At 72.2% G+C, this 20,676-nt stretch carries 20 protein-coding genes; 11 read left to right on the top strand and 9 right to left on the bottom strand.

Annotation, left to right across the window (positions count from 1 at the left end):
• Positions 1-106 precede the first annotated feature (106 nt).
• The 5 genes from ACF08N_RS26340 to ACF08N_RS26320 are packed head-to-tail and all read left to right on the top strand — an operon-like array spanning position 107 to position 4,723.
• Positions 107-1,090 (top strand): Bug family tripartite tricarboxylate transporter substrate binding protein, encoded by a 984-nt coding sequence (locus tag ACF08N_RS26340; RefSeq protein WP_392327146.1) that lies wholly within the window; start codon positions 107-109, stop codon positions 1,088-1,090.
• Positions 1,087-1,635: a tripartite tricarboxylate transporter TctB family protein gene (locus tag ACF08N_RS26335; protein WP_392327145.1), complete on the top strand. Its 549-nt coding sequence runs from the start codon at positions 1,087-1,089 to the stop codon at positions 1,633-1,635. The genes ACF08N_RS26340 and ACF08N_RS26335 overlap by 4 nt, the downstream gene beginning before the upstream one ends.
• Positions 1,635-3,131, top strand: coding sequence for a tripartite tricarboxylate transporter permease (locus ACF08N_RS26330; protein ID WP_392327144.1), 1,497 nt, complete (start codon positions 1,635-1,637; stop codon positions 3,129-3,131). The genes ACF08N_RS26335 and ACF08N_RS26330 overlap by 1 nt, the downstream gene beginning before the upstream one ends.
• Positions 3,128-3,574 (top strand): GNAT family N-acetyltransferase, encoded by a 447-nt coding sequence (locus tag ACF08N_RS26325; RefSeq protein ID WP_392327143.1) that lies wholly within the window; start codon positions 3,128-3,130, stop codon positions 3,572-3,574. The genes ACF08N_RS26330 and ACF08N_RS26325 overlap by 4 nt, the downstream gene beginning before the upstream one ends.
• A 51-nt stretch (positions 3,575-3,625) precedes the next feature.
• Positions 3,626-4,723, top strand: coding sequence for a methyltransferase domain-containing protein (locus tag ACF08N_RS26320; RefSeq protein ID WP_392327142.1), 1,098 nt, complete (start codon positions 3,626-3,628; stop codon positions 4,721-4,723).
• Here the strand turns inward: ACF08N_RS26320 and ACF08N_RS26315 are convergent.
• Both ACF08N_RS26315 and ACF08N_RS26310 read right to left on the bottom strand, forming a co-directional pair.
• Positions 4,704-5,186: a DUF402 domain-containing protein gene (locus ACF08N_RS26315; RefSeq protein ID WP_392327141.1), complete on the bottom strand. Its 483-nt coding sequence runs from the start codon at positions 5,184-5,186 to the stop codon at positions 4,704-4,706. The two genes, ACF08N_RS26320 and ACF08N_RS26315, sit on opposite strands and share 20 nt — an antisense overlap.
• Positions 5,167-6,096 (bottom strand): GNAT family N-acetyltransferase, encoded by a 930-nt coding sequence (locus tag ACF08N_RS26310; protein ID WP_392327140.1) that lies wholly within the window; start codon positions 6,094-6,096, stop codon positions 5,167-5,169. The genes ACF08N_RS26315 and ACF08N_RS26310 overlap by 20 nt, the downstream gene beginning before the upstream one ends.
• 71 nt (positions 6,097-6,167) lie before the next feature.
• Here ACF08N_RS26310 and ACF08N_RS26305 point away from each other — a divergent pair, with 71 nt between their 5' ends.
• Positions 6,168-6,548, top strand: coding sequence for a GntR family transcriptional regulator (locus tag ACF08N_RS26305; protein ID WP_392327139.1), 381 nt, complete (start codon positions 6,168-6,170; stop codon positions 6,546-6,548).
• Between the two features lie 134 nt (positions 6,549-6,682).
• On the opposite strand, the gene ACF08N_RS26300 is transcribed toward ACF08N_RS26305, so the two are convergent.
• A complete protein-coding gene (locus tag ACF08N_RS26300) occupies positions 6,683-7,777 on the bottom strand; it encodes a DUF5925 domain-containing protein (protein WP_392327138.1) in 1,095 nt (364 codons plus the stop codon).
• Between the two features lie 166 nt (positions 7,778-7,943).
• Between ACF08N_RS26300 and ACF08N_RS26295 the strand changes: the two genes are divergently transcribed.
• The gene (locus ACF08N_RS26295) at positions 7,944-8,753 is read left to right on the top strand and encodes an SGNH/GDSL hydrolase family protein (RefSeq protein ID WP_392327137.1); all 810 of its coding nucleotides are present in this window, start codon (positions 7,944-7,946) and stop codon (positions 8,751-8,753) included.
• Positions 8,754-8,922: 169 nt separating this feature from the next.
• Here ACF08N_RS26295 and ACF08N_RS26290 read toward each other — a convergent pair whose 3' ends face one another.
• A complete protein-coding gene (locus tag ACF08N_RS26290; protein WP_392327136.1) occupies positions 8,923-9,900 on the bottom strand; it encodes a serine/threonine-protein kinase in 978 nt (325 codons plus the stop codon).
• 293 nt (positions 9,901-10,193) lie between these two features.
• On the opposite strand from ACF08N_RS26290, the gene ACF08N_RS26285 reads away from it, so the two are divergent.
• Positions 10,194-10,457, top strand: coding sequence for a hypothetical protein (locus tag ACF08N_RS26285; protein WP_392327135.1), 264 nt, complete (start codon positions 10,194-10,196; stop codon positions 10,455-10,457).
• A 36-nt stretch (positions 10,458-10,493) separates the two neighbouring features.
• Here the strand turns inward: ACF08N_RS26285 and ACF08N_RS26280 are convergent, their stop codons facing one another.
• From ACF08N_RS26280 to hmgA, 5 genes are all read right to left on the bottom strand, one after another.
• Positions 10,494-11,690 carry a CaiB/BaiF CoA transferase family protein gene (locus ACF08N_RS26280; protein ID WP_392327134.1) on the bottom strand — a complete coding sequence of 399 codons (1,197 nt, stop codon included), beginning with the start codon at positions 11,688-11,690 and terminating at the stop codon, positions 10,494-10,496.
• 136 nt (positions 11,691-11,826) lie between these two features.
• Complete coding sequence (locus tag ACF08N_RS26275; protein WP_392327133.1) at positions 11,827-13,053, bottom strand: type ISP restriction/modification enzyme; 1,227 nt, start codon at positions 13,051-13,053, stop codon at positions 11,827-11,829.
• Between the two features lie 126 nt (positions 13,054-13,179).
• Positions 13,180-13,743, bottom strand: coding sequence for an RNA-guided endonuclease InsQ/TnpB family protein (locus ACF08N_RS26270; protein WP_392327132.1), 564 nt, complete (start codon positions 13,741-13,743; stop codon positions 13,180-13,182).
• Between the two features lie 167 nt (positions 13,744-13,910).
• On the bottom strand, positions 13,911-14,663 hold the full coding sequence (locus ACF08N_RS26265) for a GntR family transcriptional regulator (protein WP_392327131.1): 753 nt from the start codon (positions 14,661-14,663) through the stop codon (positions 13,911-13,913).
• 24 nt (positions 14,664-14,687) lie between these two features.
• Positions 14,688-16,040 carry a homogentisate 1,2-dioxygenase gene (hmgA, locus tag ACF08N_RS26260; RefSeq protein ID WP_392327130.1) on the bottom strand — a complete coding sequence of 451 codons (1,353 nt, stop codon included), beginning with the start codon at positions 16,038-16,040 and terminating at the stop codon, positions 14,688-14,690.
• A gap of 98 nt (positions 16,041-16,138) precedes the next feature.
• On the opposite strand from hmgA, the gene ACF08N_RS26255 reads away from it, so the two are divergent.
• The 3 genes from ACF08N_RS26255 (at position 16,139) to ACF08N_RS26245 (ending at position 20,676) form a co-directional block, all read left to right on the top strand.
• On the top strand, positions 16,139-16,780 hold the full coding sequence (locus tag ACF08N_RS26255; protein WP_392327129.1) for a TetR family transcriptional regulator: 642 nt from the start codon (positions 16,139-16,141) through the stop codon (positions 16,778-16,780).
• A gap of 95 nt (positions 16,781-16,875) precedes the next feature.
• A complete protein-coding gene (locus tag ACF08N_RS26250) occupies positions 16,876-19,131 on the top strand; it encodes a molybdopterin oxidoreductase family protein (protein ID WP_392327128.1) in 2,256 nt (751 codons plus the stop codon).
• A gap of 120 nt (positions 19,132-19,251) precedes the next feature.
• Complete coding sequence (locus ACF08N_RS26245; protein WP_392327127.1) at positions 19,252-20,676, top strand: CitMHS family transporter; 1,425 nt, start codon at positions 19,252-19,254, stop codon at positions 20,674-20,676.

Genomic DNA, 20,676 nt, shown 5'->3' with positions numbered 1-20,676 from the left:
AGGACCACAACGTCCGTTGATTCCGGAAGAGAGACAGCTTCTTAACACGAAGGCAACATGTGGGCCACCTCACAGCTCCTGCCCACCGCTCATGAGAGGCCCGCCCGTGCGATTGCGCACCTCCATCGCCCTGCTCGGGGCCGCGCTCCTGGTGTTCGCCGTGCCGCCGCTGATCGCCACGGACGACGGCACCGACACCGGCACCCAGATCCCCGGCCTGCGGTTCATGGTCCCCAACACCCCCGGGGGCGGCTACGACATCACCGCCCGCACCGCCGCCAAGAACGCCGAGGACGCCGGGCTCACCCACGGCGTCGAGGTCTTCAACCTCCCCGGAGCCGGCGGCACCGTCGGACTCACCCGCCTCGTCGGCGAGCACGGCAACGGCAAGCTCGCCATGTCCATGGGCCTCGGCGTCGTCGGCGCCGTGCACACCAACAAGGCGCCCAAGACCCTCGCCGACACCACACCGATCGCCCGGCTCACCGAGGAGCAGGACATCGTGGTGGTCGCCAAGGACTCCCCGTACAAGACGATCGACCAGCTCCTCGACGCGTGGCGGAAGAACCCGGGCAAGCTGGCCGTCGGCGGCGGCTCCTCGCCCGGCGGCCCCGACCACCTCGCGCCCATGCTGATGGCCCGGGCCGCCGGGATCGAGCCCAAGTCCGTCAACTACGTCCCCTTCGACGGCGGCGGCGAACTGCTCGCCTCCATCCTCGGCAACAAGGTCGCCTTCGGGGTCTCCGGCGTCGGCGAGTACCTCGACCAGATCAAGTCCGGAGAGCTGCGGCTGCTGGCCGTCACCGGTCCGCTGCGCGTGCCCGGACTCGACGCCCCCACCCTGCGCGAGGCCGGCCTCGACACCGACTTCACCAACTGGCGCGGCATCGTCGCCCCGCCCGGACTGAGCGACGCGGAGCGCGACAAGCTCATCAACCTCGTCACCGAGCTGCACAAGTCGAAGCAGTGGAAGGACTCCCTGAAGAAGAACGGCTGGGACGACGCCTTCCTCACCGGCGATCTCTTCGGCGACTTCCTCAAGGAGCAGGACGACGAGGTCGACTCGGTACTGAAGGAGCTGGGACTGTGAGCGCCGGCGCACCCGACATCCCCCGCACCGCCGACCGCGGAGCCGAGGGCCGCCGCTCCTGGCTGCGCGAGCACTTCGAGCTCGGCGTGAGCCTGCTGCTCCTCGTCATCGGCGTCCTCGTCCTGACCGACGCGCTGACCATGAACGTCGACATCGCCCAGCGCGGACCCGTGGGACCGAAGACCGTCCCCGTCGTCGTCGGCACCGGCCTGCTCGTCGTCGCCCTCCTCCTCGCGGTCGACGTCCTGCGCGGCGGCCGGGGCGAGGCCGAGGGCGGCGAGGACATCGACCTGAGCGAGCCCGGCGACTGGCGCACGGTCCTGCTCCTCGGCGGCGTCTTCCTCGCCTTCGCCGCACTCATCGGCCCGCTCGGCTTCCCCGTCGCCGGAGCGCTGCTCTTCTGGGGCGCCGCGTTCGCGCTCGGCAGCCGGCACCACGACCGCGACCCGCTGATCGCCGCCGTCCTGTCCGTGGTCACCTACTTCGTGTTCAACAACCTGCTCGGCGTCCCGCTGCCCGGCGGCCCGCTGATGGGAGTGCTCTGATGGATTCCCTGAACTCCCTACTCGACGGCTTCGGCACCGCGCTGACCCCGATGAACCTGCTGTGGGCCGCGATCGGCGTGCTGCTCGGCACCGCGATCGGCGTCCTGCCCGGCATCGGCCCGGCCATGGCGGTGGCACTGCTGCTGCCCGTGACGTACGGACTGGATCCGACCGGCGCGTTCATCATGTTCGCCGGCATCTACTACGGCGCGATGTTCGGCGGCTCGACCACGTCCATCCTCCTCAACACCCCCGGCGAGAGCGCGGCCGTCGTCGCCGCGCTGGAGGGCAACCCCATGGCGAAGGCCGGGCGGGGCGCCCAGGCACTCGCCGCGGCCGCCGTCGGCCACTTCGCCGGCGGCCTGATCGGCACGATCCTGCTCGTCGCGCTCGCCCCCACGGTCGCCGACCTCGCCGTCGACATCGGCGCGCCCGACTACTTCGCCATCATGGTGCTGGCCTTCATCGCCGTCACCTCGGTGCTCGGCTCCTCCCGCATCCGCGGACTGGCCTCCCTGCTGATCGGCCTCACCATCGGTCTCGTCGGCCTGGACCAGATGACCGGCCAGCAGCGCCTCACGTTCGGCTCGCTCCAGCTCGCGGACGGCATCGACGTCGTCATCGTCGCCGTCGGACTCTTCGCGATCGGCGAGGCCCTGTGGGTCGCCGCCCACCTGCGCCGCACGACGGGCGAGCCCATCCCCGTCGGCCGCCCGTGGCTGGGCCGGTCCGATGTGAAGCGCACCTGGAAGGCATGGCTGCGCGGACCGGTCATCGGCTTCCCGTTCGGCGCGATCCCGGCCGGCGGCGCGGAGATCCCGACCTTCCTGTCCTACGTGACCGAGAAGCGGCTCTCCAAGCACAAGGACGAGTTCGGCCGCGGCGCCATCGAGGGTGTCGCGGGCCCCGAGTCGGCGGCATCCGCGTCGGCCGCGGGCACGCTCGTGTCGATGCTGACGCTCGGCCTGCCGACGACCGCCGTCGCCGCCGTGATGCTGGCCGCCTTCCAGCAGTACGGCATCCAGCCCGGCCCGCTGCTCTTCGAGCGCGAGCCCGACCTGGTGTGGGGCCTGATCGCCTCCCTCTTCGTCGGCATGGTGCTGCTCCTCGCGCTCAACCTGCCGCTCGCACCTGTCTGGGCGAAGCTGCTGCGCATCCCGCGGCCGTACCTCTACGCGGGCATCCTGTTCTTCGCCGCGGTCGGCGCGTACGCCGTCGGCGGCGAGGCACTGGACCTGGTGATCCTGCTCGTCATCGGCCTCATCGGACTGGGCATGCGCCGCTACGGGCTGCCCGTGCTGCCCGCGGTGATCGGCGTCATCCTCGGCCCGGCCGCCGAACAGCAGCTGCGCCGCGCGCTGCAGATCAGCGAAGGCAGCGTCACGGGACTGGTCAACACCCCCTTCTCCGTGACCGTGTACGCGGTGATCGCGATCCTGCTGGCCTGGCCTGCGCTGAAGAAGGTGATCGTCCGCCGCCGTAACGTGTCGGTATGACACAGGACATCCGGCTCGCACTGCCCGACGACGTTCCGCGAGTGAAGGCCGTGACCGACGCGGCCTATCACCACTACATCGAGCGGATCGGTCTCGTACCGGCCCCGATGGAGGCCGACCACGCGGCCGACGTGGCAGCGGGAAGGGTGTTCGTGGCCGGGGATCCGGTGGTCGGCCTCGTGGTCCTGCGGACCGAGGCCGACCACCTCTGTCTCGACAACATCGCCGTCCACCCCGATGCCCAGGGCACGGGCCTCGGCCGCCGCCTGCTCGCCTTCGTGGAACAGCGCGCACGGGAACTCGGCCGGCCCGAGGTCCGGCTGCTGACCAACGCGATGATGTGGGAGAACCAGAAGCTGTACGAGCGCTACGGCTACGAGGTCGTCGAGCGGCGCGTCGACGGCCCCTACGATCGCATCCACTACCGCAAGCCGGTGACCTGAACCGCTGTCCGCCGCAGGCCCGTTGTCAGTGGTGGCTGCGACGATCGGATCATGACGACGATCGACTGGAACGCCCTGGCGGCCACGTTCGACCAGGATCCCGACCACGGCCTCACGGACCCCGGGGTCCGGCGCGCATGGGCCGAGCGGCTGCGGCAGTGGCTGCCGCCCCACCCGTCCGACGTGCTCGACCTCGGCTGCGGCACGGGCAGCCTCTGCCTCCTCGCCGCCGAGCAGGGCCACCGGGTGACCGGCGTGGACCTCTCGCCCGAAATGGTCACCAGAGCACGGGCCAAGCTCGCCGGCACCGGCGCCGAGATCCTCGAAGGCGCGGCGGACCGGCCCCCGGTCGGGGAGCGCCGGTTCGACGTCGTCCTCGCCCGGCACGTCGTCTGGCTGCTGCCCGACCCCGAGGCCGCCCTGCGCCACTGGGCCTCGCTCCTGCGGCCCGGCGGCCGGCTCGTCCTCGTCGAGGGCGTCTGGGCCGGTGACGGGCTGCCCCCAGAGCGGCTCGCCGCGGCCCTTGCACCGCTGACGGACCGGGTCCACCACGAGCCCCTGTCGCGGGATCCGGCCCTGTGGGGCAGGCCCGTCGACGACGAGCGCTACGCACTGGTGGCGCACACCGCTCCGCCCCGCCGGCACGCCGAGGTGGTCGACGTGCATCTCGTGCTGCGCCGCGGCGACGAGGTGCTGCTCGCCCGCCGCGCGAACACGGGCTACGCGGACGGCCTGTGGAACGGACCGTCGGGCCACGTCGAGGACGGCGAGGACGTGCGCGCCGCGATGGTGCGCGAGGCGGCCGAGGAGATCGGCGTCGAGCTGGCGCCCGGTGACCTGCGCGCCGCCCTGGTGATGCAGCACCGCGGCCCGGGCGGACAGCCGCGCACCGGCTGGTTCTTCGAGGCGGACCACGGCGCGGGTGGCGAGCCGTACAACCGCGAGCCGGACAAGTGCTCCGAGATCGCCTGGCACCGGCTGGACGCCCTGCCCGACGACATGGTCGCCTACTGCCGGGCAGGGCTGGAGGCCTACCGCGCGGGCGAGCGGTTCGTCGTCCACTGGCACGAGGACGGCGACTCCGTCGCGTACGACGCGGACGGGCAGGACCGGGCCGTGGTGCTGCCGCTCAGCCGAGGAGGTCGCTGAAAGAGCCGCGGCGCGCGAGGAGTTCGAGCTCGTCGAGAGCGCGCACGGCCGCGTCCGCCGCCCGCGGGTCCCGGTCGGCGAGACCGCTCTCGGCGAACTCGTCCTCGTCGAGCCGCAGGACCGTCCGCCCGTCCGCCGACACCCACAGATCCAGGTCCAGGTCCTCGACGACCACCTCGCCACCGTCGACCACGGCGGGCCGGGCGATGTCGCAGTACCAGCCCTTGAGCACACCCGAGCCCGTGCGGACCTCCTTCACCGCGTACCAGCGGTCGCGCCAGTAGTGCTCGGTGAACACATCGCCCGGCTCGAACCGCACGAAGCCGAAGTCGCGGACCCCCGGCGCGGCCCAGGGAGCCCGCACCACCACATGCGTGCCGTCGTCCAGGAGCAGCTCCGCCGGGTAACGGATCTTCGTCGCCCCGGCCTTGACCAGACGGACCTCAGCCGAGCGCACGGACATGCCGGACCTCCGAGGCGCAGACCTCGTACCCGAACCACCGGTTGACCGCGAGCATCGGACCGTTGTCCGCGTCATTGCTGGTGAACGCGTCCGTGAAACCGGCCTCCCTGGCCCGGCGCAGTGAATCCGTCTTGGCGAGCTTCGCGAAGCCCTTGCCCCGGTGGGCGCGCATCGTCCCCGTCATGCCGCTCAGGTAGCGCGTCCCGCGGTCGGTCATGGCGGCGGTGAAGGCCGCGATCTCGCCATCCACGACGACGACCGTGGACAAGGCGCGGTCGAGCAGCGGGTTCTCCCAGGTGTGGCGGATCCAGTCCGCGTAGTCGGTGAAGTCGGCACCGACGTCGCTCGGCTCGTCGGAGGTCGCCTCGGCGTCCGCGTCGAACATCGGGCGCGGGTCGTCCTCGTAGTCCGCGGCCGTCCGCAGCTCGACGCCGGCCGGCAGGGGCGGCAGCTCCGGCAGCGTCCCGGCCGCCAGGTCGAGGCGCTGGAAGTGCGCCGCGCGGCTGGGACGGAAACCGCGATGTTCGGCGAACGACCGGCACGCGGGGGTGTCCTCGACCCAGGAGAACAGGGAGACGGCCCCCTGGGAGGCGAGATGCTCCTCGGCCGTGCGCAGCAGCAGCCCTCCCGCGCCCTGCCCGCGGTGGTCGGGGTGAACGACCGGGTTCGCGAAGGAGAGCCCCGGCTCGGCGGCGTCGTAGGCGATGCCGACATGCGACATGCCGATGACGTCGCCGTCCTTCTCGGCCACCAGCAGCCGGTACTTCTTGGCCGGGTTGGCGGTGCGCACGCCGAAGAGAACCGACTCGGGGGTGCCCACGTCGAACGGCAGGGCCGCACGCCGGATCCGGGTCACGGCCTCCGCGTCCTCGCGACTGCCGGCACGGAGATCACGGACGAACACAGTCATGGGTCCGAACGCTACGTCGCGCCGCGCCCGCCGCGCCTCCCAATATCGAGCCGGTGGGGGAGAATCGGGCCGTGACCTTGAACATCACCATCGACACGGCAGGCGCGGACGCGCCGTACGAGCAGGTCCGCGCCCAGATCTCCGAGCAGGCCCGCTCGGGCGAGCTGCCGGTGGGCTACCGGCTGCCCACCGTCCGCGGCCTGGCCGAGCAGCTGGGCCTCGCGGCCAACACCGTGGCCAAGGCGTACCGGGCGCTCGAGGGCGACGGCGTGATCGAGACCCGCGGCCGCAACGGCACGTTCGTCGCGGCGGCGGGCGACGCGGCGGCCCGCCAGGCCGCGGCGGCCGCGGCGACGTACGCCACGGAGGTGCGCCGCCTCGGGCTCTCGCACGCGGCGGCACTGGAGGCGGCGCGCGAGGGGTTGCGCGCGGTGTACGACGGGGCGGAGTGACGTCGAGAGGCCGGGGCTCCGCCCCCGGGCCCCCGCGCCTCAAACGCCGGCGGGGCCGCGTATGCAGCCCGTCCGGCCTTTGAGGGCACCGCGCGCAGCGCGGTACGGGGTCCGTAGCCGACACTCCGCAGTCGCTACAGGTACAGCCCCGCGTCCGTGCCCGTCGACTGGGACGGGACCGCCGTCGGCGACGTCCCGCGGCGCAGGGCGAACAGCTCAGCCAGCGTCGCGCCCTCGCGACCGACACCCTCGTCCGTGCCGAGCCACGCCAGCGCCTCGCCGTGCGTCAGCGGGCCCACCTCGATGCGGGCCAGGCAGCGGCCGGGGCGGACCACGGCCGGGTGGAGGCGCTGCAGGTCCTCGTTGGTCGTGACGCCGACCAGGACGTTGCGGCCCTGGCCGAGCAGACCGTCCGTCAGGTTGAGCAGACGGGACAGCGCCTGGCCCGCCGTGTGCCGGGCCTCCCCGCGGATCAGCTCGTCGCAGTCCTCCAGCAGGAGCAGCCGCCAGCGGCCCTTCGCCGTGCCCTCGTCCTCGCCGATGGCGATGTCCATCAGGTAGCCGACGTCGTTGAACAGCCGCTCCGGATCCAGCACGCAGTCCACCTGGCACCAGTCGCGCCACGACCGGGCCAGCGTGCGCAGAGCCGACGTCTTGCCCGTGCCGGGCGGGCCGTGCAGCAGGAGCAGACGGCCCGCGATGTCGTCCGGGGTGACCTTCATCAGCCGGTCCATCGCGTCGGCCACCGGTGCCGTGTAGTTGGGCCGGATCTCCTCCCAGGTGCCGGCGGAGATCTGGCGCGTCGTGCGGTGCGGACCGCGCCGGGGTGAGACGTACCAGAAGCCCATGGTCACGTTCTCCGGCTGCGGTTCGGGCTCGTCGGCCGCGCCCTCCGTCGCCTCGTCCAGCACCTTCTCGGCCAGCTCGGAACTGACGGCGGTCACCGTGACGTCCGCGCCCCGGTTCCAGCGCGAGATGAGCAGCGTCCACCCCTCGCCCTCGGCGAGCGTGGCGCTGCGGTCGTCGTCACGGGCCGAGCGCAGCACCGACGCCGTGGACGGCAGCAGCGTCGCGCCGGGCTTGACGCGGTCGATCGTCGAACTGTGCGAGTACGGCTGCGCACCCGCCGCGAAGCGGCCGAGGAACAGCGCGTCGACGATGTCCGACGGCGAATCGCTGTCGTCGACGTTGAGCCGGATCGGCAGGGCGTCATACGGGTTGGCAGACATGCGCCCATGATCCGGCACGGCTAGGGGCACCGCACCGTGTTTTGCCCGGTGCGGCGCAAGGCGACCTCCAATGACCCGTCAGTAACATCTTTGGCATGGACACTTCCCGTCAACTGGGTCCGCTGCTACGAAAGTTGGGGCAGAGATCCTGCTCAAGGGAGGTTCCATGAAACTGTCCCGAGTCGCGGCATTCTCATCCTCACTCCTCCTCGGCGCTGTTCTCGCTCTCACCGGAGCGGGCCCGGCGCAGGCCGATTCCACCGTCCAGGGCGTGGACTACGTGGCACTCGGCGACTCCTACTCCTCCGGTGTGGGAGCGGGCAGTTACGACAGCTCCAGCGGCAACTGCAAGCGCAGCACCCGCGCCTATCCGAGGCTCTGGGCCGCCGCCAACGCGCCCTCCTCGTTCTCCTTCACCGCCTGCTCGGGCGCCCGTACCGGTGATGTGACCGCCGGTCAGCTCGGGCCGCTCAGCTCGGCGACCGACCTCGTCTCCATCTCGGTCGGCGGCAACGACGCGGGCTTCGCCGATGTGATGACCACCTGCGTCATCAGCTCCGACGCCGAATGCCTGGCCAGGATCGAGGAGGCCAAGCGCTACGTCGACACGACCCTGCCCGGCAAGCTCGACCAGGTGTACTCGGCGATCAGGGCCAAGGCGCCCGTCGCCCGGGTCGTCGTCCTCGGCTACCCGCGCTTCTACAAGCTCAACGGCAGCTGCACGGCCGGTATGAGCGAGACCAAGCGGTCGGCCATCAACGGGGCGGCCGACTACCTCAACACGGCGACCGCCAAGCGTGCGGCCGACCACGGATACACCTTCGGGAGCGTCGTCGGTACGTTCACCGGGCACGAGATCTGCTCGGGCGCGGCCTGGCTGCACAGCGTCAACTGGTTCAACATGAGCGAGTCGTACCACCCGACGGCGTCCGGACAGTCCGGCGGCTATCTGCCCGTCCTCACCTCCCACGCCTGATCCGGGAGCCGCCCGGCGTCCCACGGCTGCCGGACGGTCTCCGACCCCCACCGTGCGCGCATCGAGGCCCTGCCCGGCCGTCCCGGCAGGGCCTCCTTTCACGGCCGGACCCGTTGCTCACCGGCCCGGCAGGGCTCGCGCGTCCACGGGGCCTGGGCAGCCCGCGCCGTCAACCGCCCAGTACCGCCCAGACCAGAGCGGCGACCGCCAGGAGGAGCAGTACCACCCCCGCGACCAGCACCGTCGCCGCGCGTCGCGGCTCGTCGGGCGGCCGCGCGGACGCGCCGGCGGTCGACGGCGACGGGCTGCCCGTGCCACCGGCGGGCGCGTCCCGGTCGGCATCGGCCGGGCCCGCCGGGGGCCGCGACGGCGGCGGAGCCGTGGCGCGCGGGGCCCCGCCCGCGCTCGCCAGCCGCAGCCTGTGCTCGGCCTCCGACGCCGGCATCCGCTCCGCCGCGTCCCGCCGCAGCAGCCCCGAGATGACCGGCGCCAGCGCGCCCGCCCGCTCCGAGGGCCGCACGTCCTCGCCCGCGCCGGGGGAGCGGCCCTCGACCGCCGTGTACAGCAGGGCGCCGAGCGACCAGAGATCCGCGTCGGCACCCGGCTCGACGTCCGGCGCCGACTCCGGGGCACGGGCCCCGGAGTCGGCCGCCGAGGCCATCCCGAAGCCCGTGAGCATCACCCGGCCGTCGTTGGCGATGAGGACATTGGCCGCCCTCACGTCGTGGTGTGCCACGCCCGCCGCGTGCGCCGCGCGCAGGGCGGCGACCGCCTCGGCCCCGATGTGCGCGGCACGCGCGGGCGGCAGCGGCCCCTCCGCCTCCAGTACGTCCGACAGGGCGAGGCCGCGCACCAGCTCCATCACGATCCAGGGGCGCCCGTCGTCGGTGGCCACGTCGTGCACGGCGACCACGTTGCGGTGCGAGACGCGACCCGCGGTCCGTGCGGCCCGCTCCAGTCGTCCGTACAGCTCGCGGGCCGCTGTGACGTCCAGCCCGGCCGGGGCGCGGATCTCCTTGACCGCGACGTCGCGGCTCAGCAGTTCGTCGTGCGCGAGCCACGCCACGCCCGTACGGCCCTCGCCGAGCGGTCCGATCAGGCGGTAGCGCTCCGCAATCAGCCGGCCGGTTCCCGGTGGTGCGCTCATGCCGTGCCCCCTGCCCGCAACCAGAGTTCCAACACGGTGACAACCCCTTGAATCCAGCTGAATCTAACTCAACTCACCGGCATATGACACTGCTTGACCAGCCATCAGTTGAATGCCCGACGGAAGGCGCCCCAATCGTCGTCCAACTCGCCCTGGAATCAGGTGTATTCGGAGAGTAACCGTCAACCCCCGTACGAGTGCGGTGAATCATGCAGGCGGGATACACGGGTGTCCCGTAGGGGAGATAGGGTTAATGTGCCCGGGCCGGGTGTCTCGTACGGGTGGGGAGTGACATGGATCAGATAACAGTTCGCAGCAGGCCCCGTGTGCCTGCCATCACCTGCGGAAGCGTCGCGACCAGTTCGCGGCTCGACCGCCACCTCTCGGTGCTCGGCGGCCCCGCCGTCCCGCAGCGGGAGGCCGCCGAAGCGACCCTGCTGATGCGCGAGCTGACCTCTCGTGACGCCCGGCACAGCCGCGGGAGCAAGAGCGCACGCGTCTCGCTGTTCGCCCCCCTGCGGAGGCTGCGGCGCTCCCTGTTCGGCAGCCGCGGCTGACCCATCCCGCCCGTCCCCACCCTTGCGTGACCGCGCTCAGGCGACCACACCGTCCCGGCGTAGCGCCGCTGCGGCCTCTTCCGTCATCCCCAGGGCCCGCAGCAGCGCGTCGGTGTGCTCGCCGAGCGAGGGAATCGCCCCCATTCGTGCCGGTGCCCCGCCCGGCAGCGTGATCGGGGGCAGCATCGCCCTCAGCGGCCCGGCCGGCGAGTCGACCTCGCGCCAGCGGTCACGGGCGGCGAGCTGCGGATGCCCGGCCACGTCCGTCACGGTGTTCAGGCGCGCGCAGGCGATGCCCGCGGCCTCCAGCCGGTCGATCGCGTCCCGCGTCGTCAGCCCCACCAGGGCCTTGGCCACCGCCGCGTCCGTCCGGGCCCGGTTGGCGGTGCGCGCGGTGTTCGTCGCGAAGTCCGGGTGGTCGGCCAACTCCGGCCGCTCCAGCACCTGTTCGGCGAGCCGGCGCCACTCGCGGTCGTTCTGCACCGACAGGAGCACCTGGCCGCCGTCGGCGGTGTCGTACGCGTCGTAAGGGGAGATGACGGCGTGCGCGACGCCCGTGCGCGCCGGTGCTTCGCCTCCGTGCATCCCGTGGTGGAGCGGGTGGCCCATCCACTCGGCCAGCGACTCCAGCATCGAGATCTCGACCGGGCCGCCGCGGCCCGTCGTGCCGCGCCGCAGCAGCGCTGCCAGGACGCCCGAGAAGGCGTACATCGCCGCGGCGATGTCGGCCGCGGGGACGCCCGCCTTCACCGGCTCGGTCGCCGTCCCCGTCACCGAGACCAGACCGGCCTCGCACTGCACGAGCATGTCGTACGCGCGCTTGTGCGCATACGGGCCGCCCGAGCCGTATCCGGAGATGTCGACGGCGACCAGTCGCGGGTGCCGCGCGCACAGGGCCGCGGCGTCAAGCCCGAGCCGGGCCGCCGCGCCCTGCGCGAGGTTCTGCACGAACACGTCGGCGTCCGCGACGAGCCGGTGGACGATGTCGAGCCCGCGCGGGTCCTTGAGGTCGACAGCGATGGACTCCTTGCCGCGGTTGCACCAGACGAAGTGAGAGGCGAGCCCGCGGGCCGCGGTGTCGTAGCCGCGTGCGAAATCACCGCCGTCCGGGCGCTCGACCTTGATCACGCGGGCGCCGAGGTCGGCGAGCTGGCGCGTGGCGAAGGGCGCCGAGACGGCCTGCTCGACGGCGACGACCGTGATGCCGTCCAGGGGCAGTGGCTGTTGGCTCATAGGCCGTGTCTAATGTGTAGCCACCATCCTTGTCACCCCCGAGGATCATGAAAACGGTCCGGCGACTTGGCCATCGCGTCCCCTTGACGCGCCGAGGGGGCTCGATTCCCGGACGCGCCGCCCCGGCGCGGGACGGTCACAGCAGGGCGAACTGGCCATCCGGACCCTCCTCCGCGTGGTCCAGCACCGACGCCGGCCGACGTGCCGCTCCCGGCGGCGGCAGCACACCCGCCGCCCGCAGCTCCGCCGCCCCGATCCACGCCTCGGCGCCCGAGCGCAGCCGCTCCCGCTCCGGCTCCAGTTCCGCCAGCAGCGCCAGCACCGTGATCAGCTCCAGCAGCTCCGACGTCCACTCCTGCGGCCAGGACGCCGGCCGCACCGCCTCCAGGGAGCCCGGCTCGGCACCATCCGTACGCCGGGCGAACCACAGCTCCAGCACCCGCCCGCCGCCCGCCTCGAACTCCCAGGCCCCCCGCGGCACCGGCGCGACACGGCCGGCGTCACCGATGGTCAGCGTCTCCTCATCGGCGTCGTACGCGACCGAGTCCGGCCGCGCGGGCAGCGCCGCACGTACATAGGGGCGCCGTCCGCCCGGCAGTCGGGGGCGCTCCCCGCCGTGCGCCCCGCGCACCTGGACGCGCAGCGCCCGCCGGCCCAGCTCGACTCCCGCCGCCCACACCGCGGCGTCGCCCGTCAGCGGGACCGCGCACCCCGCCGGGCCGGCGACGGCCGACGCCAGGGCCCAGCAGACGAGGTCCTCCGCAGCCACCGCGTGCCCGTACCGGCCCGCGAGCAGGTCCAGCAGCCCCGGCGCGACGTTCGGCTCCAGCGCGCCCGGCCTGCGGTACAGGGGCCGGATCCGGCCGGGTCGGCCCGCCGGTGAACGCCCGTCCGGCAGCAGCGCCGACACGACCAGCGCGGGACCCGCCGCCTTCGGCACATGGCCCTGTTCGACGACGAAGAGCTGCCGCTCGTCCCGCACCCGCCACAGCTCCGGCCGGGCCGCGTCGATCAGCCGGTGGTCAGGGAGCAGCCACTGCTCGTCGAACGCGCCGTGCAGCACGCGCACCGGCTCCGGGCAGCGGCCCTGCTCGCGGGCGATCCGCCCGGTCCCGGTGGCCTGCCCCGGCAGCTGTGCGACGGCGCTGTGCGGTGTGCGCGCCCGGGTGGACCCGAACAGGGCGTCCCGCTCGGCACCCTCCGCCCGTACGAGAGCGTCCCAGCGGGCCCGCAGGGACGCCGCGTCCGGCGCCATCACCCAGCCCCGGCCCAGCCGCAGCGGTGCCACGGACCAGGGCATGAGGTCGTCGAGCAGCGGCGCGTCCTCGGTCACGTCCTCGGTGAGAGCAGTCACCGTCCGCATGCTAGTCACCTTCTCGGTCGTGAACGGCTTGAGCTTGTGCTCTCGGTCGTTCACACCTCGTCGCGCTCCCGACTGCCCCCTACGACAGGACGGTCACGGGTCGCATCCACCACAGCCCGTGTTGGTTCAGGGGGAGGGTGCGGGTGCGGTGACGAACACCCACGCCGAGCGTGCGCGATCACGCACGTTGACCCCGGCGACGACATCAGCCGGACCAGCGAGCCCGCACCGACGACAGCGGAAATGGTCCCGCTCGGGCCGGTTGGCCCGCTCAGTGTGCCCGCAGCGCGGACAGCGCTGCGAGGTATGGTGCGCGTCCACCTCCACGAACGGCACCCCAGCCCGCTTGGCCTTGTACGCCAAGTGCTGCCCTAGCTGGTGGAAGGACCAGGAGGAGAGGGTGCCCCGCTGGTCGCGGCGTAGCTGTACCCGCTCGCGGATGCCGCCGAGTTCCTCGACGGCGATACCGCGTCCGGTGCGTCGCGCGACGGACACGATCTCCTTGCTGATCCGGTGGTTCACCTGTGTGGCATGGCGTTTTTCCTTCTTCGCCCGGCGGGCCAGACGGCGGGTGGCCGAGCGAGTGTGCCTGGCCTGTAGTTCGGCACGTTTGCGGGCCTGCCAGCGCCGGTAGCGCGAGAGCCTCCGTCCCTGGTGGTTGGTGCCGTCGGAGGTGGTGGCTAGGTTCACGATCCCATGGTGATCACCACAACCGGTGACCCGTAGGGCAGTTGTTCGCCTTCCCTGGCCGTCTGGGCAGCGATGCGGGGGCGCTCCGCGTCCGGCAGACAGCGGATGCGGCGACGCTCCGCGTGGCGACCAGAGGTGGCATCGTCGGCAGAATCAGGTGAAGCCGCTCAGTCCGCGGCATCCACGGTCACCGAGAAGGAGAACCGGTCCCCGCGGTAGCGGATACGAGCCACGTCGACGACCCGGCCGTCCTCGTCGTACGTCACTCCCGTGTAGTGCAGGATCGGGCTGAGCAGCGGCACCCGCAGCAGCTCCGCCGTCGGCGGATCGGCGAGCCGCGCCTCCACCGTGTCCGTGATCCTGCTGATCCGGATGCCCAGGGCGTCCCGCAGTACCTTGGTCATCGGCCAGCGCTCCAGATCCGCGCACTCCACCCGCGCCGCGAGATCCGGGCGCAGGGCGTTCTCCGCCCAGTTGGTGGGCTCACCGCTGTCGCCGTCGCAGCGCAGCCGCCGGAAGACCACGACCTCGTCCTCGTCCGGGAAGAACTCGGCCAGCTCGCCCGGCACCGGCTGCGGGCCGTGGCCGAGGACGGTGGTGCGCTCGCCCGACTGCTGGGCGACGATCGCGTCGATCGAGCCCAGCAGCCGCCGCGGCGCGCTCCTGCGCGCCCCCGGTTCGATGAAGGTGCCGCGCCGCCGGTGGCGGGTGATCAGCCCCTCCTCCTCCAGCTCCTTCAGCGCCTGGCGCATGGTGAGCACACTCACGCCGTAGTGCTGCGCGAGCTGTTCCTCGGTCGGCAGCCGCAGCGACGCCTCGGGCGCACGGCCCAGTATCGAGGCGCGCAGCGACTGCGAGACCTGGTACCACAGCGGCAGCTTGCGGTTCAGGACGAGCGAGTCCGGGGCGAAGGAGGTCACGGCATCTCCGTACACGGCATCTCTTTACTGGGGCCCGAAGTGGCGCTCAAGACCCTGCCACACGGTGTCGTAGCCCTTCTGCAGGTGGTCCGCGTTCGCCGCCTGCCCGGTCGCGATCACCGGCCAGCGGGTCTCGAACATGAAGGCCAGGCCGTTGTCGACCTTCTGCGGCTTCAGCTCGGCCGAGCTCGCCCGGTCGAAGGTCTCCCGGTCGGGGCCGTGCGCCGACATCATGTTGTGCAGCGAGCCGCCGCCGGGGACAAAGCCTTCGGCTTTCGCGTCGTACGCGCCCTCGATCAGGCCCATGTACTCGCTCATCACATTGCGGTGGAAGTACGGCGGGCGGAACGTGTCCTCGCCGACCAGCCAGCGCGGCGCGAAGACCACGAAGTCGACGCCGGCGAGACCGGGGGTGTCGGACGGCGAGGTCAGCACCGTGAAGAGGGACGGGTCGGGGTGGTCGTACGAGATGGAGCCGATGACGTTGAAGCGGCGCAGGTCGTAGACGTACGGGACGTGGTTGCCGTGCCAGGCGACCACGTCGAGCGGCGAGTGGTCGTACGTCGCGGTCCACAGGTTCCCGCAGAACTTGTTGACCACCTCGACCGGGCCCTCGACGTCCTCGTAGGCGGCGGCCGGCGCCAGGAAGTCGCGGGCGTTCGCGAGGCCGTTGGCGCCGATCGGGCCGAGGTCGGGCAGCTGGAACGGCTGCCCGTAGTTCTCGCAGACGTAGCCGCGGGCGGTCGGGCTCTGCCCGCCATCGGACGCGGCGTCGAGCAGCTCCACGCGGAAGCGGACGCCGCGGGGAATCAGCGCGACCTCGCCGGGCCGCGCGGGCAGCAGGCCGAACTCCGTCACCAGCAGCAGACCGCCGCGCTCGGGGACGATGAGCAGCTCGCCGTCCGCATTGCTGAACACCCGCTCCATGGAGGCGTCGGCGTGGTACAGGTGCACGGCCATGCCGGTGCGCTGGGTCACGTCGCCGTTGCCGCCCAGGGTCCACAGGCCCGCCAGCCAGTCCGTGCCGGGCGCCGGGTCCGGCAGCGGGTTCCACCGCAGGCGGTTGGGGTCGGGGACCGTCTCGGTGAACGGGGCGGTGCGGATGCGGCCGTTGTCCGCGCGGACGAACGCCGGGTGCGCGGCCGAGGGGCGGATGCGGTACAGCCAGGAGCGGCGGTTGTGGGCGCGGGGCTCGGTGAAGGCGGTGCCGCTGAGCTGCTCCGCGTAGAGGCCGAGCGGGGCGCGCTGCGGTGAGTTCCGCCCGTGCGGAAGGGCGCCGGCGACCGCCTCCGAGCTGTGCTCGTTGCCGAAGCCGGACAGGAAGGACTCGTCGCCGAGTGCCTCCACGAGTTTGCGCCTCTGGTCGCTACCGCTCATCGCCGCTCCTGGTGCCGTCGGATTCCGTTCCCGTATCCATTCCTATGGACAACCGTAGGATTGCAGGACCGTCCCGTCAACGGCAACGGGACGGCATCATGGACCGCGTGCCCCAGCCTCCTCTGCGCCGTACACCCGTGCAGCAGCGCAGCGCCGACCGGCTCGCGCGCATCCTGGACGCCTGCGCCGAACTCCTCGACACCTGCGGGTACGAGGAGTTGTCCACGCGGGCGGTGGCGGTCAGGGCGGGGGTGCCGATCGGCTCCGTCTACCGCTTCTTCGGCAACAAACGGGCGCTCGTGGATGCGCTCGGGCACCGCAACCTCGACCGCTACGCCGAGCGGGTCACCGGCCGGCTCGTGCCGCTGCCGGCGGGGGACTGGCGGGGCGTCGTCGACGTGATGCTCGACGAGTACCTGGCGATGAAGCGCACGGTCCCCGGTTTCGCGCTGATCGACTTCGGTGCGCAGGTCCCGGTCGGCGCGCCCGCCACCGGTCCCAACGACGAGGTCGCGGACCGGCTCGCCCGTCTGTTCGCCGCCCATCAGGGCCGCGAGCCGGACGCGGAGCTGCGGCGCGCGGTCCTCGTCGCGGTCGAGGCGGCGGACGCGCTGCTGCAACTGGCCTTCCGGGTGCGGGAGTCGGGCGACGAGGGGATCGTGGCGGAGACCCGGCGCCTGCTGCGGGCGTACCTCGCGGACGTGCTGGACCCGCCCCGGGCGCCGCAGGCGAGTGCGTGAACGGCGGGGAAACACCCTCCCGCACATGCATACCGGTCGGTATGCTCGGTGCCGACAGCCCGTCTCCGCTGCCGCCCGCCTCCGGGGGAGGACCCGTGTCCCGCACCGCACCCGCCGCCCGTACGACGACGACCTCGCCGCCCGACACCCGAGGCGCCCGCACCGCGCCGCGCATCTGCCCCCTGTGCGAGGCCACCTGCGGTCTCACCCTCACCATCGAGGGCACCCGGGTCACCGGTGCGCGTGGTGACCGCGACGACATCTTCAGTGAGGGCTTCATCTGCCCCAAGGGTGCCTCGTTCGGGGAGCTCGACGCCGACCCCGACCGGCTGCGCACCCCGCTCGTACGCGAGAACGGCCGTCTGCGGGAGGTGAGTTGGGGGGAGGCGTTCGACCTTGTCGCCGCCCGCATGCGAGCGGTGATCGAGCAGCACGGACCCGACGCCGTCGGTGTCGTCCTCGGCAACCCCAACGTGCACACCATGGCCGGCGGCCTCTACCCGCCGGTCCTGCTGTCCACCCTGCGCACCCGCAACGTCTTCACCGCCTCCACCCTCGACCAGATGCCCAAGCATGTCTCCAGCGGACTGCTCTACGGCAACGCCGTCGCCATTCCCGTCCCCGACCTGGACCGCACCGCCCATCTGCTCCTCCTCGGTGCCAACCCGCTGGAGTCCAACGGCAGCCTGTGCACCGCCCCCGACTTCCCCGGCAAGCTCAAGGCGCTGCGCCGCCGCGGCGGCACGCTCACCGTCGTCGACCCGCGCCGCACCCGCACCGCCCGGCTCGCCGACCGGCACGTCGCGATCCGACCCGGCACCGACGCCCTGCTGCTCGCCGCCCTCGTCCACGTCCTGTTCGAGGAGAAGCTGACCGACCTCGGCGCCCTCGCCGGGCATGTGGAACACGTCGCCGAAGTCGAGGCGGAGGTACGGGACTTCGCCCCCGAAGCCGTGGCCGCCGCCTGCGACATGGACGCCGAGGAGATCCGTACGATCGCCCGCGAACTCGCCGCCGCCCCGTCCGCCGCCGTCTACGGACGCATCGGCAGCTGCACCGTGGCACACGGCACCCTCGCCAGCTGGCTCGTCGATGTCCTCAACATCCTCACCGGCAACCTCGACCGGCCCGGCGGCGCCCTCTTCCCCCTCGCCGCCACCGACAAAGCCCCGCGCCCGGCCGGCCCCGGCAAGGGCTTCGCCCTCGGCCGCTGGTCGAGCCGCGTCGGCAAACACCCCGAGGCCAAGGGCGAACTCCCCATCGCCGCACTCGCCGAGGAGATCGAGACGCCCGGCGACGGGCGGATCCGCGCCGTCATCGCCGTCGCCGCCAACCCGGTCCTCTCCGCCCCCGACGGCGACCGCCTCGACCGGGCGCTGAGCGGCCTCGATTTCATGGTCAGCGTCGACCCGTACCTGAACGAGACGTCACGCCACGCCGACGTGGTGCTGCCCCCGCCGCCCCCGTCGCAGAGCGCCCATTTCGACTTCGCCTTCAACGCCCTCGCCGTACGCAACCAGGTCCGCTACACGCCCGCCGCCGTCCCCCTGGAGGACGGGCTGATGGACGAGTGCGAGATCCACGCCCGGCTCGTCCTCGCGGTCGGCGGCATGCACGGCGCCGATCCGTCTGCCGTCGACGACATGGTCGTCCAGCAGTCCCTCGCCAAGGCCGTCGCCGACCCGCACTCACCCGTCCACGGCCAGGACGCGGCCGAGCTCGCCGCGGAACTCACCGGCAGCAGCGGGGCCGAGCGCCGCCTCGACCTGATGCTGCGCCTCGGCCCGTACGAGCTGACCCTCGCCAAGCTCCTGGAGAACCCGCACGGCATCGACCTCGGCCCTCTCCAGCCGCGCGTCCCGCAGGTGCTCAGGACCCGCAGCGGGCGCATCGAGCTGCTGCCCGAGCCGATCGCCACCGATCTGCCGAGGCTCCGCAGCGCCCTCGGTCGGCGCCCCGACGCTCTGGTCCTCGTCGGCCGCCGCCATCTGCGCTCCAACAACAGCTGGCTGCACAACGTGCCGGCACTGGGCGGCGGGTCCAACCGCTGCACCCTCCACGTCCACCCCGACGACGCGGCCCGCCTGGGTCTGAGGGACGGCGCGACGGTCGCGATCACCGCGCACGGCGGCCGTGTGGAGGCGCCCGTGGAGATCACCGACGACATTCGCCCGGGTGTCGTGAGCCTGCCGCACGGCTGGGGTCACGACCGGCCGGGCACCCGGCTCTCGGTGGCCTCCGCACGGCCCGGCGTCAACGTCAACCAGCTGCTCGACGGCTCCCGGCTGGACCCCCTGTCGGGCACGGCGGTGCTCAACGGTTTCCCCGTCGCCGTGGCGCCCATCGACTGACCTGGGCTTTTGCGCGTATTGCTCACGTGTCAACACCTTGTTAACGGCATTTGACGACACCTAACGTCATCCGCACCGCCGCCCCTGGTGGAGTTCAAGGATGAACGTTAGGTGTCCCCCATGCTGACAATCCTCGGCTTCGCCATGATCGCGACCTTCCTGGTCCTGATCATGATGAAGAAGATGTCGCCGATAGCGGCGCTGGTCCTCATCCCCGCACTCTTCTGCGTCATCGTGGGAAAGGGTGCGCACCTCGGGGACTACGTCCTCGAAGGCGTCGGCAATCTCGCGCCCACGGCCGCGATGCTGATGTTCGCGATCGTCTACTTCGGCGTCATGATCGACGTCGGCCTGTTCGACCCGATCGTCCGGGGCATCCTGCGCTTCTGCAAGGCGGACCCGCTGCGCATCGTGATCGGTACGGCGCTCCTGGCCGCCATCGTCTCGCTGGACGGTGACGGCTCGACGACCTTCATGATCACGGTCTCGGCGATGTATCCGCTCTACAAGCGCCTCAAGATGAGCCTGGTCGTCTTGACCGGCATCGCGGCCACCGCCAACGGCGTCATGAACACGCTGCCCTGGGGCGGCCCCACTGCCCGCGCGGCGACCGCGCTCAAACTGGACGCGGGCGACATCTTCGTCCCGATGATCCCGGCGCTCGGCGTCGGCCTCCTGTTCGTGATGGTCCTCGCCTACGTCCTGGGCCGGCGCGAGCGCAAGCGCCTCGGCTACCTCTCCCTCGACGAGGTCCTGGAGCCGCAGACCGAGACCGTGCTCGTGAAGACGGGCGGCGGCGACGGTACGAAGGCGGCCGCGGGCACCGGCTCCGGAGCCGGTGCCGTGGACGCGGGGGGCGACTCTCCCGCCGGCAAGGACGCCGCCGGGGACGACGACGAGGGCTTTCAGGGGCTCGACCCGCACCGCGCCACCCTGCGCCCCAAGCTCTACTGGTTCAACGCCGGGCTCACCGTCGCCCTGCTCGCCTCCATGATCATGGAGCTGCTGCCCATCCCGGTCCTCTTCCTGCTCGGTGCGGCCCTCGCCCTCACCGTCAACTTCCCCAAGATGACCGACCAGAAGGCCCGGATCGCCGCCCACGCCGACAACGTCCTCAACGTCGCCGGCATGGTCTTCGCTGCCGCCGTCTTCACCGGCGTCCTCACCGGCACCGGCATGGTCGAGCACATGGCCGACTGGCTCGTCAGCGCGATCCCCGAGGGCATGGGCCCGCACATGGCCCTCGTCACCGGACTGCTGAGCCTCCCGCTCACGTACTTCATGTCCAACGACGGCTTCTACTTCGGCGTCCTGCCCGTCCTCGCCGAGGCCGGCGCCGCCCACGGCGTCTCCCCGCTGGAGATCGCGCGTGCCTCGCTCGTCGGCCAGGCCCTGCACATGTCCAGCCCGCTGGTGCCCGCGGTGTACGTCCTGGTCGGCATGGCCAAGGTCGAGTTCGGCGACCACACCCGCTTCACCGTCAAGTGGGCCGCGCTCACCTCCCTGGTGGTCCTCGGCGCGGGGATCCTCTTCGGGATCATCTGA

This window comes from Streptomyces sp. NPDC015127, assembly GCF_043080095.1.
Lineage (GTDB): Bacteria > Actinomycetota > Actinomycetes > Streptomycetales > Streptomycetaceae > Streptomyces.
This window is presented reverse-complemented; position numbering and strand designations above follow the sequence as displayed.